The sequence below is a fragment of the Micromonospora sp. DT231 genome, from assembly GCF_049847025.1.
Taxonomy (GTDB): Bacteria; Actinomycetota; Actinomycetes; order Mycobacteriales; family Micromonosporaceae; genus Micromonospora.
This window is the reverse complement of record NZ_JBNCNO010000013.1, coordinates 208,434-224,105: the sequence shown is the minus strand read 5'-3', so window position 1 is coordinate 224,105 and position 15,672 is coordinate 208,434. Positions and strand designations below refer to the sequence as shown.

The 15,672-nt window shown below is 71.3% G+C and carries 12 protein-coding genes, 1 tRNA gene and 1 pseudogene; 2 read left to right on the top strand and 12 right to left on the bottom strand.

What is annotated here, in order from left to right:
• Position 1: 1 nt before the first annotated feature.
• Together ACPXBU_RS28215 and ACPXBU_RS28210 are read right to left on the bottom strand one after the other, a co-directional pair.
• A complete protein-coding gene (locus tag ACPXBU_RS28215; RefSeq protein ID WP_393370223.1) occupies positions 2 to 2,458 on the bottom strand; it encodes a putative bifunctional diguanylate cyclase/phosphodiesterase in 2,457 nt (818 codons plus the stop codon).
• 801 nt (positions 2,459 to 3,259) lie between these two features.
• Positions 3,260 to 3,769 carry a S1 RNA-binding domain-containing protein gene (locus ACPXBU_RS28210; protein WP_425760390.1) on the bottom strand — a complete coding sequence of 170 codons (510 nt, stop codon included), beginning with the start codon at positions 3,767 to 3,769 and terminating at the stop codon, positions 3,260 to 3,262.
• A 359-nt stretch (positions 3,770 to 4,128) separates the two neighbouring features.
• On the opposite strand from ACPXBU_RS28210, the gene ACPXBU_RS28205 reads away from it, so the two are divergent.
• A complete protein-coding gene (locus ACPXBU_RS28205; RefSeq protein WP_393370218.1) occupies positions 4,129 to 4,482 on the top strand; it encodes a hypothetical protein in 354 nt (117 codons plus the stop codon).
• Between the two features lie 286 nt (positions 4,483 to 4,768).
• Here ACPXBU_RS28205 and ACPXBU_RS28200 read toward each other — a convergent pair.
• A tRNA-Tyr gene (locus ACPXBU_RS28200) sits at positions 4,769 to 4,852 on the bottom strand.
• A gap of 147 nt (positions 4,853 to 4,999) precedes the next feature.
• Here ACPXBU_RS28200 and ACPXBU_RS28195 point away from each other — a divergent pair.
• Positions 5,000 to 5,494, top strand: a complete 495-nt coding sequence (locus ACPXBU_RS28195; protein WP_393370188.1) for a YajQ family cyclic di-GMP-binding protein — start codon at positions 5,000 to 5,002, stop codon at positions 5,492 to 5,494.
• 296 nt (positions 5,495 to 5,790) lie between these two features.
• Here the strand turns inward: ACPXBU_RS28195 and ACPXBU_RS28190 are convergent, their stop codons facing one another.
• From ACPXBU_RS28190 to ACPXBU_RS28150, 9 genes and pseudogenes are all read right to left on the bottom strand, one after another.
• Positions 5,791 to 6,390 carry a hypothetical protein gene (locus tag ACPXBU_RS28190; protein WP_425760388.1) on the bottom strand — a complete coding sequence of 200 codons (600 nt, stop codon included), beginning with the start codon at positions 6,388 to 6,390 and terminating at the stop codon, positions 5,791 to 5,793.
• Positions 6,391 to 6,548: 158 nt separating this feature from the next.
• Positions 6,549 to 7,807: pseudogene (locus tag ACPXBU_RS28185) on the bottom strand (MFS transporter).
• A gap of 137 nt (positions 7,808 to 7,944) precedes the next feature.
• The gene (gene htpX / locus ACPXBU_RS28180; protein WP_393370181.1) at positions 7,945 to 8,820 is read right to left on the bottom strand and encodes a zinc metalloprotease HtpX; all 876 of its coding nucleotides are present in this window, start codon (positions 8,818 to 8,820) and stop codon (positions 7,945 to 7,947) included.
• Between the two features lie 112 nt (positions 8,821 to 8,932).
• A complete protein-coding gene (locus ACPXBU_RS28175; protein WP_425760386.1) occupies positions 8,933 to 10,435 on the bottom strand; it encodes an NADH-quinone oxidoreductase subunit N in 1,503 nt (500 codons plus the stop codon).
• Complete coding sequence (locus ACPXBU_RS28170; RefSeq protein WP_425760385.1) at positions 10,432 to 11,937, bottom strand: complex I subunit 4 family protein; 1,506 nt, start codon at positions 11,935 to 11,937, stop codon at positions 10,432 to 10,434. The genes ACPXBU_RS28175 and ACPXBU_RS28170 overlap by 4 nt, the downstream gene beginning before the upstream one ends.
• Positions 11,938 to 12,052: 115 nt before the next feature.
• Entirely contained in the window at positions 12,053 to 13,981 is a 1,929-nt protein-coding gene (locus tag ACPXBU_RS28165) for an NADH-quinone oxidoreductase subunit L (protein ID WP_425760384.1), read from the bottom strand.
• Positions 13,978 to 14,367 (bottom strand): NADH-quinone oxidoreductase subunit NuoK, encoded by a 390-nt coding sequence (gene nuoK, locus ACPXBU_RS28160; RefSeq protein WP_425760383.1) that lies wholly within the window; start codon positions 14,365 to 14,367, stop codon positions 13,978 to 13,980. The genes ACPXBU_RS28165 and nuoK overlap by 4 nt, the downstream gene beginning before the upstream one ends.
• Positions 14,364 to 14,924 (bottom strand): NADH-quinone oxidoreductase subunit J family protein, encoded by a 561-nt coding sequence (locus ACPXBU_RS28155; RefSeq protein WP_393370168.1) that lies wholly within the window; start codon positions 14,922 to 14,924, stop codon positions 14,364 to 14,366. Before ACPXBU_RS28155 ends, nuoK begins: the two co-directional genes overlap by 4 nt.
• Positions 14,925 to 14,967: 43 nt before the next feature.
• Positions 14,968 to 15,582: a NuoI/complex I 23 kDa subunit family protein gene (locus tag ACPXBU_RS28150; protein ID WP_425760382.1), complete on the bottom strand. Its 615-nt coding sequence runs from the start codon at positions 15,580 to 15,582 to the stop codon at positions 14,968 to 14,970.
• Positions 15,583 to 15,672 lie beyond the last annotated feature (90 nt).

Here is a 15,672-nt window from a genome sequence, read left to right as displayed (position 1 = left end):
GTCAGGGCACGACACGAAGGCGCGGCAGCTCCCCGTTGGAGATCGATTCCGGCTCGACCTGGGCGCCGAACCAGGCGGCCAGCCGCTCGTACGGCAGCGGACGGCTGAACAGGAAGCCCTGCCCGATCTCGCAGCCGATGTCCTGCAGAAGCTCCAGGGTCAGCTCAGACTCCACGCCCTCGGCGACCACCGCCAGGCCGAACTGCTGGGAGAGGGTCACCACGGCGTTGACGATGGCCAGATCCCCCGGGTCGGTCGCCATGCCCTGCACGAAGGAGCGGTCCACCTTCACCTCGTGCACCGGCAGTCGGCGCAGGTGCGCCAGCGACGAGTCGCCCGTGCCGAAGTCGTCCACCGACAGCCGGACACCCAGGTCACGTAGCCGCCGCAGGGTCGGGATGGGCCGGTCGGTGCCGTCCAGCACCCCCGCCTCGGTGATCTCCAGGGTCAGCCGCTGCGCCGGCACCCCGTACTCGGTCAGCAGCTCCTGGACCCGGTCCGGGAAGTGCTGGTCGGTGAGCGTACGGGCCGCGATGTTCACCGCGATCGGCAGCGGCTGGTCGGCCAGCGCCCAGTCCCGGCTGCGGCGCAGCCCCTCGCGCAGCACCACCTCGGTGAGCCGGCTCAACTGGCCGGTGTGCTCGGCCACCGCCACGAAGTCCTCGGGAGCGACAGTGCCGTGCGTCGGGTCCTCCCACCGGGCCAGGCACTCGACACCGACCAGACGCCGATCCCGCAGCGTCACCTTGGGCTGGAAGTAGACCTCCAGCTCGTCTTGGTCCAGCGCGCGGCGCAGATCGCCCGCCAGACCCAGCCGGCGCAACGATCGGGACTCCAGCGCGGGGTTGAACAGCTGCACGCTGCCCGGCACCGACTTGGCTGCCGTGGCGGCCAGGTCGACCCTGAGCAGCAGGGTCGCCGCGTCGCTGCCGTGCTCCGGGTGCACGGCCACCCCGACGGCGGTGTTCACATCGAGGGTGAGCGCGTCGAAGACCATCTCGTCACGGATCTGGTCGCGTAGCTGGGCGGCCAACTCGAGCGCCGCCTCCGCGCTCTCCAACCGCAGGGTCACCAGGAACTCGTCCCCGCCGGCCCGGCCCACCAGAGCCGACGACGGCGCGCTGGCCCGCAACCGGCTGGCGACCTCGGCGAGGACCTTGTCCCCCGCCGCGTGCCCGAGGGACTCGTTGACCTGACGCAGCCCGTCCACGTCGAAGAGCAGCAGTGCCACCACCTCGCCGGGGGCAGCGATCGTGAAGGACTCCGCGAGCGCGCCGGTGATCCGCCGACGGTTGGGCAACCGGGTCAGCGCGTCGTGGTACGCGTCGTGCCGGAGCCTGTCGACAAGCCGCGAATTCTCCAGGGCGACGGCGGCATGCGCCGCCACGGTCTCGAAGATGGGAATGTCAGCCGGAGCGAAGTGACCCACGTCGCTGAGCCGGTTGACCACCTCCAGCGTGCCGATCACCGCCTGCCCGGAACGCAGCGGCACCGCGATGACGTCCTTGACCTTGGAGTCGGCGAGCGCGGACCGCAGCATCGGGTCACCGCCGAAGGCCCGGCCGAGAGCGACCGTCCGACCTGAAGCACGCGTCTTCTCCCGAAGCACCGGCGGCGTCGGGGCGACGTCGAGCAGACCCCGGTCGTCGAGGCGTGCGCTCAGCAGGACTTCGGGGTGCCGGCCCTGCGCCGGAAGCCACAGCGTGGCGTACTCCGCCTGCATGAGAGACCGGACCCGGCCGAGCAGCACGTCTGTCAGGTTGCCGGCCTGACCCGCCTCGCTCATCGCCCGGGTCAGCTCGTACAGATCGCCCAGGGTGCGGTGTTGCCGGATGAACTGCGAGTATGAACGGTAGAGCACGAAGCCGGCCGCCCCGAGGGCCAGCAGGAGCAGGCTCGACCAGAAGGTCGTCGCCAGCGCGATGAGGATGATCAGCCCGATCGCCACGTTCAGCACCGTGGTCAGCAGGACCTGGACGGCCGTGCGCACCGTCTCCCGCGTGCCCTGCCAGCCCTGCAGGAGCGTGATCACGCCGACCACGGCAACAAGGCTGATGAGCGTGTTGGCCGTGACGGCGGCGAAGAGCACGCCCCAGGTTGCGGGCCCCACTCGCTCGTGATGCGGCACAGCGGCCAGCACCAGGCCGGCCACCGAGCTGCCGGCCGCCGCCCGGGCGACGTTGAACCAGAACTTCGGCGGGGCGTAGCCTCGCTGCATCTGGGTGAAGAGCTCGGCTGCCGTGGCGACGACGACCACGAGGAGCGGCGACAACCAGTACGCCACCAGCACCAGCGGGATCTCGCTGAGCGTCACCACGACCGCCTGGCGGCGGGCCACCATGCTGAGCGTTGGTATCCCGGCAGCGACCATCACCACCAGCAGCGCAACAGCAATCGGCCAGTCCGCCAGGTGGCTCGGCACCGACAGGGCGATGACCAGACATCCCACCAACGCCATCCCGGCGAGTGGAGCTGTGATCAGCCAGGCGTGTTCGGTTGTACGACGTCGGACAGCCCTAGGTGACACCGCACCGCCCTGTCATCGCTCACGTCATCGCCGCACCGGAGTCACCGGAGGACGGCGGACTGCGCTCCACTCGGAACCGAAACGCTGTGGCCCGTGGGCGCGCCCCATTCGACGGAGGTGGACTGGAAGGCGCCACCGAATTGGGCACCTAGGAGGCCAACGGCCAGCGCGGCGAGGGTAAGGGACGCCATACGCAGCCGGCCAAAGTTTCGACCAGACATTGGGAACTCCTGTCGGCAGGGGGGCAGTGCGGGGATGGAGATTCCACGATGGTGCCACAGCGACGTCCGCCAGGAAAGTTCCCGACCCGCGATCAGGCCGACCGACCTGCGAGCTGACCCGCTCGGCCGGGCAGGCACAACGTCCGGCCAGACCATCTGCTGTTCGACCCACGCTGGCACGGCCAAGAAACGACCTAGCAGGGGAAAGCGCACCTACTAGACGTAACAGTTGAATTGAACTGCCGCCCCTCTGTCCCGGATACGCACACTACTCGCCGCTACCTCGCGGCAACAGGGCACTGTCATCTATCTGGTGACCGCGCCCGGCGCCCCGATCGCCCGGACGCTGATCCACTCCCGGGTCGGGCTCAGGAGTTGCGCAGCGGCCGGAACGCGGCCCGCAGCTCCGCGACTCCTCCCACGCGGCGCCGTGGCCGCCGCGGTCGGCCTCGTTGACGTACGAGAGGTCCGGGTAGACCGTCTCTGCCCAGCTACGCGGGGCAGCCCAGATCTACGACGGTTTGCGCCTGTTCGGCAGGAGCCGGACCCGGCGGCGAACAAGGTTGATGTCGACCACCTCCACCGACATCCGCTCGCCGAGTTGAGGATCGTGGGCGAGCGCGGACTTGTGGACCAACCCCTGGATGCCGTCTTCCACGGCCACGAGGACACCGAACGGCACGATCTGTGTCACCTCACCAACCAGGACGGCGCCGAGACCTGTCCGGGCGAACTCGGCCATGGGGTCGGGCTGCAACGCCTTCAGCGACAGCGACACCCGCTCGCGGTCGAGGTCGACGTCCAGCACCATGACGGTGAGCCGGTCCCCCACGTCCACGACGTCGGTCGGGTGATCGAAGTGCCTCCAGGACAACTCCGGGCAGTTCACCATGCCGGTGACACCGCCAAGCTCCACGAACACCCCGAAATTCTCGATCTGGACCACCACGCCAGCGGCGACCTGGCCACGCTCAAGCGTTCCCAAGCTCAGTTGCGCGCTGTCGTCGTCCCCCTGCCCCATAGGTCCACCCTAATCAACCGGGGGCCTCGCCGATCTTGTCGTTCCTGGTGTCGTTCCCGCCGTCGATGCGGTTGGCGTGGACCCGGGAGCAGGACGGCACGCCGTGGCCCAGGCGCCGGGCGACCTCGGTCGGCGGGACGCCGGCACTAAGGCAGAGCGAGGCCGCCGCGTGGCGCAGGTCGGAGGGCCGGCGTACGAACGGTTAAGCGCCTTCGATTCGGTCAGCGCCTTCTCGCGGATGAACCTCCAACAGCGGTCACCGACCTACCCCGACCGCAGGTCGAATGCGGTGGTTCCGCGTGCCGGCCCGCCGGTACTGTCCGGGCTCACCAGGAATCCGAGCGGCGAGGTCGACATACATGAACAGCGATGACGGTACGACGGTGCTGTGGCGCCCAACCGGACCGAAAGAGCTGGATCTCGTCCGCGAGTCCGGATGGCGGGCGTGGCCACCGCGCCTGCCGGATCAACCGATCTTCTACCCGGTCCTCAACGAGGACTACGCGGTGATGATCGCCCGGGACTGGAACGTGCCCGCGTCCGGCGTCGGCTACGTGACCCGCTTCCGGGTCGAGTCGGAGTTCCTGAGTCGGTACCCGGTCCGCCAGGCTGGCGGTAAGACCATTCTGGAGCTGTGGGTGCCGGCCGAGGATCTGGACGAGTTCAACGCGCACATCGTCGGACTGATCGAGGTCGTGCACGAGTTCCGGTAGCCGCCAGCCGGCGGCGAGGGTGGCCGTCATCGGATGATCCCGACGACCTGAGGCCGGTTGTGCTGAACGACGCCGACCGGAGGCAGCACGGCGACTGATGCCGGCGGCATCACCGGAGCCGGCGGCGCGGGTTTCGACGGGCCGATTGCCCTTCGGCTGATCGCGCTCCGACGCCGGCAGGGTGGCGGGGTCGCTGGACAAGACGACCTCACCAGGGCTAAGCCGTGCCGGGGACGACGAAGGCCCCTGACTTGCGTTTCCGCAGTTCAGAGGCCTTGCCGTTCCCTGGTGGCGGGTAGAGGATTCGAACCTCTGAAGCTTTCGCGACGGATTTACAGTCCGCTCCCATTGGCCGCTCGGGCAACCCGCCAGGGCACCCCACCGCGTCGTAACGCGGCGGCGGAAGCAAGGATAGCGGCTCCCCCCGGTACCGGCGCAACCGGGTACGGTCAGGGGGTCGTGCCGCTGGTCGGCGGCCGACGGCAGGCCCAGACCGCCGGACAGCAGGAGCAGAAACATGGCAGCGAACCCGTCGTTCGACATCGTGAGCAAGGTTGACCGTCAAGAGGTCGACAACGCCCTCCGGCAGGCGGTTAAGGAGCTCGCGACTCGGTTCGACTTCCGCGGCACCGGGGCGGAGATCTCCTGGTCTGGCGACGAGGCGATCGGCCTTCAGGCAGAGACCGAGGAGCGTGTGCGCGCCGCACTGGACGTGTTCAAGGAGAAGCTCGTCAAGCGGAACATCTCGCTGAAGGCGCTGGACGCGGGCGAGCCGCGCCCGTCGGGCAAGATTTTCAAGATTGACTGCAAGGTCGTCCAGGGCATCGAGGCCGACAAGGCCAAGGCCATCAGCAAGAAGATCCGCGACGAGGGCCCGAAGGGCGTGCAGGCGCAGATCCAGGGTGACCAGTTGCGGGTCACCGGCAAGAAGAGGGACGACCTCCAGGCGGTCATCTCGCTGCTCAAGGGCGAGGACTTCGGCGTCGCCCTACAGTTCGACAACTACCGGTAGGGCAACCGCTCCACCGCAGGTCGCTGGCTCACCTGGGCCCCGCGGCCTGCGCAGATGTCGTCGCCACTGGTCATCGTTGGCTGGCTTTGTTCGGCCCCCGGCGGCCTGGCGGCGGCCCCACAACCTCCGACTAAGGCCTGTTGTCAGAAGAGCTGGCCGGCCTGCGGCGGGCCCGGACGACGACCGGCGGCGTTGCGGTTCCGCCCGGATACAACACCGGAATCGGACCGAAACGGCGCCTTGCCGGATCGCCGCCCGGACTCCGCCTCGGCACGACCGCCCTGATGAAACAGGCCTTAACCGCGACGATCTGGCCTGGCCCCACGTACCCACGCGTCGAAGTCGTCGACGGTGCGCGCTCCGTGGTCGAGCACCGCCGTGTAGATGTCCCAGCTTCGCACCTGTTGGCCGTACTCCGCTCGACCTGCCCACGCGTCTTTGATCGTCAGGATCGCCGCGCGGCTCGCGGTGGTCAGTCGTTGCGGCAGCGTCCGCAGGTGCTCCAGGTCGGGCTGGCGGTCTGGCTCGTCGACGAACCAGATGTCGACCGACCACATCTCGCCGAGCTGGCTGGCGCACTGCACTTTCAGGTACAGGCCGTCGGGATAGGTAGGGTCGATGTTCCAGCGACCGGTGTCGTTGCGGAAGGTCACCTCACGTACGCGCTGATGTGTTGCGATCCGCGCGCCTGTCGTTGCCACAGCCTCGGCGTCGAGCCGGGTCGAGATCACGGTGAGGTCGAGGTCGCGCCACACCATCAGGCCGAGCGCGGCGCTGCCGACGCAGACAACCTCGCCGTGGGCGGAGAGGTGGGCGTCCAGACCGAGGTCTGCACGCACCTCCAGCGCCTCACGCTGTAGCTCGTCCTGTCGGCGCAGCAGCTCGCTTGTTCGCATCCGGGCGATGATGCCAGCCATCGCCGAGCGAGATACCGGCTGAGTTCGCAGTTCCTTGATGTCGGGGCATCTTCGCGCCCGCGATAGCCCGACATCAAGGAAGCCGAGTGGATCAAGCCCAGCGGGGGCACGCCCGACCCGAGGCAGGCACGAGAGCGTCAGACCGGGACGGGGGCTTCGGCGCGTACCGCTGTGGTTTCGGCGCGGGCGATGGGCCCGGCGGGCAGGGCCGCGACCCCGGCGCCGACGGCGACGGCCGCCCCGGCGAACAGGAACGCCCACCGGACACCGCCGGCGTGATCCACGATCAGGCCGGCCACCGAGCCGCCGGCGGCGCTCGCCGCTACCGCTACGGTGACCACCCACGTGTACGCCTCGTTCAGCATGCCGGCCGGGGCGATGCGGCCGACCAGGGTGTTCTCCAGGGTCAGCGCGGGCGCGATGGTGGCTCCGCCGACGACCAGGGCGACGCCCAGCGCCAGCGGGGTGGGCATCACCGCGAACACGGCGAAGGTGGCGGCCAACGCGGCGAGCAGCAGGGCGAACTGTCGGGTCATGTTGACCGCCGGCTTGCGGACGCCGAACCAGAACCCGCCGATGGCGCTGCCGATCCCCGGACGGCCAAAAGGAGGCCGGCCAGGCTCTCCGGGTCGCCCGTGGTGTGGCCGCTGGCGAACGCGGGGACGATCACCCCGGCGGCGCCGAAGGCGATGCCCAGTCCGGCTACGCAGATCAGCAGGGCGGGAAAGCCGGCGACCCGCAGCGGGCCGAGCCCTCGGGCGTGGTGCTCGCGGGGGTGCGGTTGCCAACCGCGCATCACCCGGCCGAGGGCCACGGCGGTGGTGCCGACAAGGGTGACGACGGCGGCACCGATCAGCGCGGCCGCCGCGTCGGCGATGAGCACGAAGGCGGCGACGAGCAGTGGGCCGAGCACGAAGACGATTTCGAACAGCGAGGTCTCGGCGGCGAGCGCCGTGTTGCGCAGGGGGTACCGGCCGGATCCCGGGTTGGTCAGGTCGTTCCAGGCGCCACGGATGGCGGCGGTGAGCGGCGGGTAGGTGGCGCCGGCCACGGCGCTGGCGAGGTAGATGGTGAGCAGGGCGTCGTCGCCCGAGCGGCTGGCCAGCAGCAGCCCGATGAGCGCCAGCGGGTGGGTCACGGCGGTGACGAGCAGGACGGGGCTGGGGCCGACCCGGTCGGCGATCCGCCCGGCCACCGGGCTGAGGGCGGCACCGGCGACGGCGTAGATCCCGCCCGCGACGGCGGCCAGCGCGTACCGCCCGGTCACCTGCTCGACCACCAGCAGCAGCGCCAGCGGGGTCATGCCGATGCCGAGCCGCCCGACGATGCCGAGGATCAGCAGCATCGGGGCGCCGGGAATCCGCCAGACACCCAGGTACTGACGCAGCGCGGACACCGTGAACCTCCCGGGGATGTAATGAGCGTGAGCCGTTACGACCCTAACGCCACCGAAGTGCCGGCCGACAACCGAAATACAGCGCTCCGCCCGTACCCGGGGTGCGCGGGTACGGGCGGAGGCGGTGGATCAGCGGGTCAGCGTTGGAACTGCACCGGCCCCGCGTTGGCGGCCATCTGCTCCAGCCGGGCGACGCGGTCCTCCATCTTCGGGTGGGTGGAGAAGAGCGCGGCCATGCCGCCACCCCGGAACGGGTTGGCGATCATGAGGTGGGCGGTGCTGGTGAGCTGGCCCTGAGCCGGCAACGGCCGACGGCGGGCCACCGCGTCGATCTTGCGCAGTGCGCTCGCCAGGGCCAGCGGGTCACGGCTCAACTCCGCGCCCGAGGCGTCCGCCTGGAACTCGCGGCTCCGGCTGATCGCCAACTGGATCACGGTCGCCGCGATCGGGCCGAGGATCAGGGTGAGCAACAGCACGGCCGGGTTCGGCCGGTCCTCGTCGTCCCCACCACCGAGCGGGATGAAGAAGGCGAGGTTGGCGAGCAGGGTGATGATGCTGGCCAGACCTGCCGCCACGCTGGAGATCAGGATGTCCCGGTTGTAGACGTGCGACAGCTCGTGCCCGATCACACCGCGCAGCTCGCGGTAGTCGAGGATCTCGGTGATGCCCTGGGTCACGCAGACCGCCGCGTGCTGCGGGTTGCGACCCGTGGCGAACGCGTTCGGTTGCGCGGTCGGGCTGACGTACAGGCGCGGCATCGGCTGCCGGGCGTCGGTCGCCAACTCCCGCACCATCCGGTACAGGTCGGGGAACTGTGCCTCGGTGACCGGTTGCGCGCCCATTGAGCGCAGTGCGAGCTTGTCGGAGTAGAAGTAGGTGACGCCGTTCATGACAAGTGAGATGAGGACGGCGATGACCAGGCCGCCACTGCCACCGAACCCGTAGCCCACCGCGAGGATCAGCGCGGAGAGCAGGCCGAGCAGTGCGGCGGTCTTCAGACGGTTGTGGTGCACGATCTCTCCTTCGGTGCACGGATCGCCGGGATCCGCTGACCGGTGCAACAACCCGGTACCCGCCAACCATCCGTCTCAACGCTGAGAGTTCACTGAGACTGGAATCCGCAGGTCAGCGGCCCGCGAGGTCGAGCACCAACTGCGGGGCGACACCCAGCACCACGGCGGCCACCGTCGTCACCGCCAGCACCACGGCCACCACACCCACCAGGGGTACGGCGACCGCACCGCCCCCGCCTGTCGCCGCGACCGGGCCGGGCTCCGTCGTCGCCGGTGCCCAGAGCGCGGCGGTCACCCGCAGGTAGTACGCCAGCCCGATCACCGCGTTCAGCGCCACCACGAGCGCCAGCCACGCCGCCCCACCGTCCAGCAGGGCCCGCACCACTGTCACCTTCGCGAACAGGCCGGCCAGACCGGGCGGCAGGCCGGCCAGACCCACGAGCGCGAGACCGAGCGCCGCGCCCCGCCACGGGTGCCGGCGGGCCGCCCCGCGCAGGTCGTCGAGCGTGCCGCCGTCCGCACCGGTCGGGCGCAACGCGGTCACCCCGGCAAACGCGGCCAGCTCCAACACCACGAAGAAGACGGCGTACGCCACCGCGGCGGCGTACGCGGCGGAGCGTGCCTCGTCCGTGCGGCCGGCGGCCAGCGCCAGCGCCCCCAGCGGGGCGAGGATGTAGCCGGCCTGCGCGACGGACGACCAGGCGAGCAACCGGACGGTACGCCGCTGGCGCAGCGCGACCAGGTTGCCGACGGTCATGGTGAGCACCGCGAGCACGGCGAGCACCGGGCCGGTCTGCTCCGCCGGCAGCGCCTGCCGCATTACGGCGAGCAGCGCGACGAGGCCACCCAACTTCGACGCCGTCGACAGGTACGCGGCCACCGGCAGCGGCGCCCCGTCGTAGGTGGCCGGCGCCCAGGCGTGGAACGGCACCGCCGCCACCTTGAACGCCAACCCGACAAGCAGCAACGCCACCGCTGCGGTGGTCAGCGGCAGGTCCCGCACCTCCGGCCGCTCGGCGAGCAGCGCGCCGAGCCGGTCCAGGTGCAGCCCACCGGTCACCGCGTACAGCAGCGCCGCGCCGAGCAGCGTGATGGTGGTCGCGACCACGCTGACCACGAAGAAGGTGAGTGCCGCCTCGGCGCTGGCGAGGCTGCCCCGACGCAGGCCGACGAGCACGTACAGCGGCAGGGTCAACGTCTCCAGGGCGACGATCAGCGTGATCAGGTCGCCGGCCGCGCCGAGCACCACACCACCGGTCATCGAGCAGGCCAGCAGGAAGCAGTACTCCCCCACCGGCGACCGTCCGCCCCGCAGCGCCGGCACGGACAGCCCGAGCACGCCCAGCGTCAGCAGCGCCACCACCGCGCCGACCAGAGCGGCCCGACCGCCGAAGATCCAGGAGCAGTCGCCGCCGACACAGAACGTCCGCCGCTCTCCGGCCGCTCCGACCAGGGCGGCGCCGACCGCGGTGCCGAGCGCGCCGAGCGCCGCCACCACGATCGTGGCCCGTGGTCGCGCCAGGAGCAGATCGGTGATGAGCACGAGTACGGCGGTGCCGGCGGCCAGGTAGGCCGGGAGCAGCGCGACGTTGTCCACGCTCTGCACGCCGGTCATGGGAAGACCACCCCGATCAGGTCGTTCACGGGACCCTCGGCCACGCCGAGCACCAGCGTCGGCACCAACCCGATGGCCAACGCGAGCAGCACCAGCGGCACCCACGCGGTCAGCTCCGCACCGGCCAGGCCGGGACCGACCCGCCCGACGGCGGCACTCGGCCGATTGTGGGTGACCTGGCGCAGCAACCGCAGGAAGTACGCGGCGGTGAGCGCCGCACCGACAGCCGCCAGCACCCCTAGGGTGGTCCAGAGCGGGCCGCCCACCTGCACGGCGGCGATCACCGCGAACGCCTCGCCCCAGAAACCGGCCAACCCGGGCAGGCCCAGCGACGCGATCGCCGCGAACGCCAGCAGACCCGCCAACCGGGGTGCGGTCTCCCGCAACCCGGACAACTCAGCGAGGGTGCCCGTGCCGGTCCTGTCCTTCACCGCCCCGGCCAGGAAGAACAGCAGGCCGGTGATCACGCCGTGCGCGACGTTGCCGATCAACGCCGCCTGGATGCCAACGGTGGTCAGCGTGGCCACACCCAGCAGCACGAAGCCCATGTGCCCCACGCTGGAATACGCGATCAGCCGCTTCACGTCGGTCTGGGCCAGACAGACGAGCGAACCGACCAGGATCGCGGCGACGGCCAGCACGCCGAGCACCGGCGCCGCCCACCGGGCGCCCTCCGGCGCCACCCCCACCGCAACCCGGATCAGACCGTAGGTGCCCATCTTCAGCAGCACCCCGGCCAACACGACACTGCCCACCGTGGGGGCCTGGGTGTGCGCGTCGGGCAGCCAGGAGTGCAGCGGCCACAGCGGGCTCTTCACCGCGAACGCCACCGCGAACAGCGTGAACGCCGCCAACTGGGTGCCCCTGGACATCCCCGCGCCGCCGGTCAACCACATCAGATCGGCGGTGCCGGTGGCCGCGACCACGACGTACACGCCGACCAGCAGCAGCACCGAACCGAAGAGCGTGTAGAGCGCGAACTTGCGGGCCGCCCGACGCCGGTCCGCGCCGCCCCAGCCGGCGATGATCGCGTACATCGGCAGCAGGACGACCTCGAAGAAGAGGAAGAACAGCACCAGGTTCAGGGCGAGGAAGGTGCCCAGGATGCCCACCTCGACCACCAACAGCAACGCGACCAACGCCCGGCCACTGCCGCCGTCCGGCACCCGCCACAGCGTGTACGCGCAGCAGAGCAGCGTGAGCAGCGCGGTCAACACCACGAGCGGCCAGGAGACCCCGTCGACGCCGAGGTGGAGACGCAACTCCAGACCTGGCACCCAGGGCCGATCCAGGTAGTGCCACGGGAACACCGCCGGCTTGTCCGACCAGACCACCCACTGCAGACGGCCGAACACCAGCCCCACCGCGGCCACCAGGGTCAGCGCCGCCGCGACCGTCCCGACCAGCCGGGCCGCCCGGTCCCGGGGTGTCGCCACCACCGCGACCGCACCCAGCGCCGGCACCGCCAGCACGGTAACCAGCAACACCTGCCCAACCCTCACCGGACCGCCTTCGTTCGCGACTGCGGGGCGCGCAACCCCGGCGCACTCCTCGCGCTCACAAGCCCCGCCGCTGTTCGCGACTGCGGGGCGCGCAACCCCGGCGCACTCCTCGCGCTCACCGGACCACTCCGATCGCGGCGGCGGCGAGCCCGATCAGCAGCGCGCCGGCCAACACACCGGCGGCGGCCCGGGGCAGCGCCGCCCGGTGCAGCGCGGCCAGCCCCGTACCCAGACCGGTCGCGGCCCGGCCGCTGCCCTCGACGGCACCGTCCACCACCACCTCGTCACCGAGGCGGGTGACGCGGGCCAACGCGCGGACGGGGCGTACGACGAGAGTGTGCTGGACGTCGTCGAGCCGGAACGCGCGGGCGAAGACCGGCCGCAGCGGACCCAGCGCGGCCGCCGGGTCGGCGGCCGGGTTCCGCCGCCAGCCCAGCGTGACGAGCCCCGCGCCGACCAGCAGCAACGCGAGCGGCAGCAGCACTCCCGACCCGACATGGACCAGGCCGTCCTCGGAGCCCGCCACCGGCACCGTCGGGAACCGCAGGCGGTCGGCGAACGCGCCGACGAACCCGACCAGGCCGAGCAGCGCGGCCGGCACGGTCAGCAGCAGCACCGGCCAACGCAGCACCGCGGGCGGGTCGTGCGGCCGGACCAGCGGCAGGCGTGGGGCGCCGAAGAAGGCGCGGAGCAACAGCCGGCCCGCGTACCAGGCGGTGATCGCCACGCCGAGCAGACCGGAGATCCAGACGATCCAGCCCACCCAGGACGGTGCCGGGCCGGTGCCGTCCAGCGCGGCGGCCTCGGCCACCGTGAGGACGCCGTCCTTGCTCCAGAACCCGGCCAACGGCGGCACCCCGGCCAGCGCGCCCAGGCCCACCACCGTGCACCAGAACGTCACAGGCATGCCGCGCCGCAGCCCGCCCATCTCCGACATCAGGGTGGTGCCCACGGCGTGGATCACCGCGCCGGCGGCGAGGAACAGCAACGCCTTGAACGCGGCGTGGGTGAGCAGGTGGAACAGCGCCGCCGCCGGTGAGCCGACCGCCAGCGCGCCGGTCATGTAGCCCAGTTGGGACACCGTCGACCAGGCCAGCACCCGCTTGATGTCGTCCTGCGCGGTGGCGGCGAGCGCGCCCAGCAGCAGGGTGATCGCGCCGAGCACCCCCAGCACCGTCAGCGTCACCGGCGCGGCCGTGAAGATCGGATAGAGGCGGGTCACGGCGTACACCCCGGCGGCGACCATCGTCGCCGCGTGGATCAGCGCGGAGATCGGCGTCGGGCCGGCCATCGCGTCCGGCAGCCAGGTGTGCAGCGGGAACTGGGCGCTCTTGCCGGCCACCCCGGCGAGCAGCAGCAGACCGGCGGCGGTCAACGTCGCCGTGGAGTGGTCATGGGCGAGCACGTCGGCGATCCGGAAACTGCCCGTCGACACACCCAGCAACGCGATGCCGAGCAGGAACCCGACGTCACCGACCCGGGTCACCAGGAAGGCCTTCATGGCGGCGGCGGGGGCGCCGGGCAGTCGGCGGTCGTGGGCGATGAGGAGGTACGAGCAGAGGCCCATCACCTCCCAGCCGACCAACAGCATGATCAGGTCACCGGCGACCACCACCAGCAGCATGGCGCCGGTGAAGAGGCTGATCTGCGCGGCGTACGGCGGGTAGCGGTGGTCGACGTCGACGTCGTCGTGTGGACCGCGCCGCAGGTAACCGATCGAGTAGACCTGCACGGCCAGCGCGACAGCGGTGACCGCCACCGCGACAAGCGCGGCGGCGCCATCCAGCCGTACGCCGAGCGTCACCGCCAGCCCGCCGACGTCGACCCAGGTGGTCGACGTCTCCGTCGGCCTGTCGACGGTGAGCAGCAGCGCGACGGCCAGCGCCAACGCGACGGCCGCGCCGGTGACGCCGAGCGCCACGGCCACCTGTCGCGCCCGGCCACCCGTCGTGTCGCTGTGGCGTGGAGCCGGCGGCAACAGCAGGCCGGCCAGGCCGGCGACAAGCGGTACGGCGGGCAGCAGCGCCCCGAGCAGCCCGGTCACCGGCGAGCCTCCGTGTCCAGGGCGGCCGGCTCTCGCCCGCCGACAATCTGCGCCGGCTCTCGCCCGCCGACGGTCTGCGCCGGCTCGGTCAACGGCACGTCATCCACCGCGACGGTGGCCCGCAGCCGGTAGAGCTGCAGGACGATGGCCAGCCCCACCCCGATCTCGGCGGCGGCGAGGACGATCACGAACAGCGCGAAGACCTGCCCGGAGTGCGGCAGCACGGCGCGGGCGGTGGTGTCGGCGGTGACCAGGATCAGGTTCACCGCGTTGAGCATCAACTCGACAGACATCAGCACCAGCACCGCGTTGCGCCGGCGCAACACGCCGTAGACGCCGAGGCCGAACAGCAGGGCGGCGGTGACGTACGGGATGACCGGCCTCACCGGCGCCCCCCGGGCGAGCTGTCGGCCAGGTCAGCTCCCCGGCCGTCGCGGTGCGGGCCAGCTCGGCCGATGTCCGGCCGGGACAGCACGATCGCGCCCACCAGGGCGGACAGCAGCAGCACCGAGAGCACCTCGAACGGCAGCACCCAGGACTGGAAGATCTGCTCACCCAGCCGCTCGGCGGTGCCCGCGGCGGGCAGCGCGACGGTGCTCCAGCGGTACGCGTCGACGAGCAGGACGGTCAGCCCCAGCCCGGCGCCGCCACCGATCAGGGCGGCCGGCCAGCCGGGCCGGTCCAGGTCGTCGGAAGCGCCGATCGGCGCACGGGTCAGCATCACCGCGAACAGCAGCAGGACCACCACCGCGCCCACGTAGATCAACACCTGCACCCAGGCCACCAGCTCGGCGCTGAGCACCAGGAAGTCACCGGCCAGCGCACCCAGGCACACCACCAGGTAGAGCCCCGCCCGGACCAGGTGCTTCGTGGTCACCACCAGCACTCCGGCACCGACCGCCACCGCGCCGAGAGCGAGCAGCAGCACGTCCGCGCCGGTCACCGGCCCGCCTCTCCGACCCGGGCAGACTCTCCGCCTCGGGCGGTCACGACGCGGGGTCCTGGTCGGCGTCGGGGCGTACCGAAGGGGCCGGACGCGCGGCGGCGGCCTTGCGGGCCGCGGCGGTCTCCTCCTTGGCCGGCTCCCCGTTCGGGTCGTGCGCGGGCGGCGCGGGAACTGTGGCCATCCACTGACCGAGGTGGTCCTTGTCGTGCAGCAGGTCCTTGATGTCGTACTCGGCGTACTCGAATTCGGGTGACCAGTAGAGCGCGTCGAACGGGCAGACCTCGATGCAGATGCCGCAGTACATGCAGAGCGAGAAGTCGATGTCGAACTTGTCGAGCACGTTGCGCTGGCGGGGGCGGGCGGCGCCGGGCACCACCACTTCCTCCTTGTGCGAGTCGATGTAGATACACCAGTCCGGACACTCCCGGGCACAGAGCATGCAGACCGTGCAGTTCTCCTCCGACAGCGCGATCACGCCACGCGAGCGGGGCGGCAGCTCGGGGGCCACGTCCGGGTACTGCTGGGTGGTCGAGCGGCTGGTCATCGTCTTGAGCGTGACCGCCAGCCCCTTTACCAGGCCCGCGCCGGGCAGGCCGCGCGCGCCGGTGGCGCCGGCCGGGTCGCCGTGCTCGCTGGGGTGGGTCATGCCGACCATCCTGCCCTGTGGCCCCGGCGCGCGCGACCACCACCCACAGGTCGACGACCCCAGGGTGTCCGTGGGATGCGCAAACCGGCCGGAGGATCG

Bases quoted from the DNA above. Each gene is read 5' to 3' on its own strand.
- ACPXBU_RS28215 (WP_393370223.1), bottom strand. From the start codon at position 2,458: ATGGCGTTGGTGGGATGTCTGGTCATCGCCCTGTCGGTGCCGAGCCAC.
- ACPXBU_RS28210 (WP_425760390.1), bottom strand. From the start codon at position 3,769: ATGGGGCAGGGGGACGACGACAGCGCGCAACTGAGCTTGGGAACGCTT.
- ACPXBU_RS28205 (WP_393370218.1), top strand. From the start codon at position 4,129: ATGAACAGCGATGACGGTACGACGGTGCTGTGGCGCCCAACCGGACCG.
- ACPXBU_RS28195 (WP_393370188.1), top strand. From the start codon at position 5,000: ATGGCAGCGAACCCGTCGTTCGACATCGTGAGCAAGGTTGACCGTCAA.
- ACPXBU_RS28190 (WP_425760388.1), bottom strand. From the start codon at position 6,390: ATGCGAACAAGCGAGCTGCTGCGCCGACAGGACGAGCTACAGCGTGAG.
- ACPXBU_RS28175 (WP_425760386.1), bottom strand. From the start codon at position 10,435: ATGACCGGCGTGCAGAGCGTGGACAACGTCGCGCTGCTCCCGGCCTAC.
- ACPXBU_RS28150 (WP_425760382.1), bottom strand. From the start codon at position 15,582: ATGGTCGGCATGACCCACCCCAGCGAGCACGGCGACCCGGCCGGCGCC.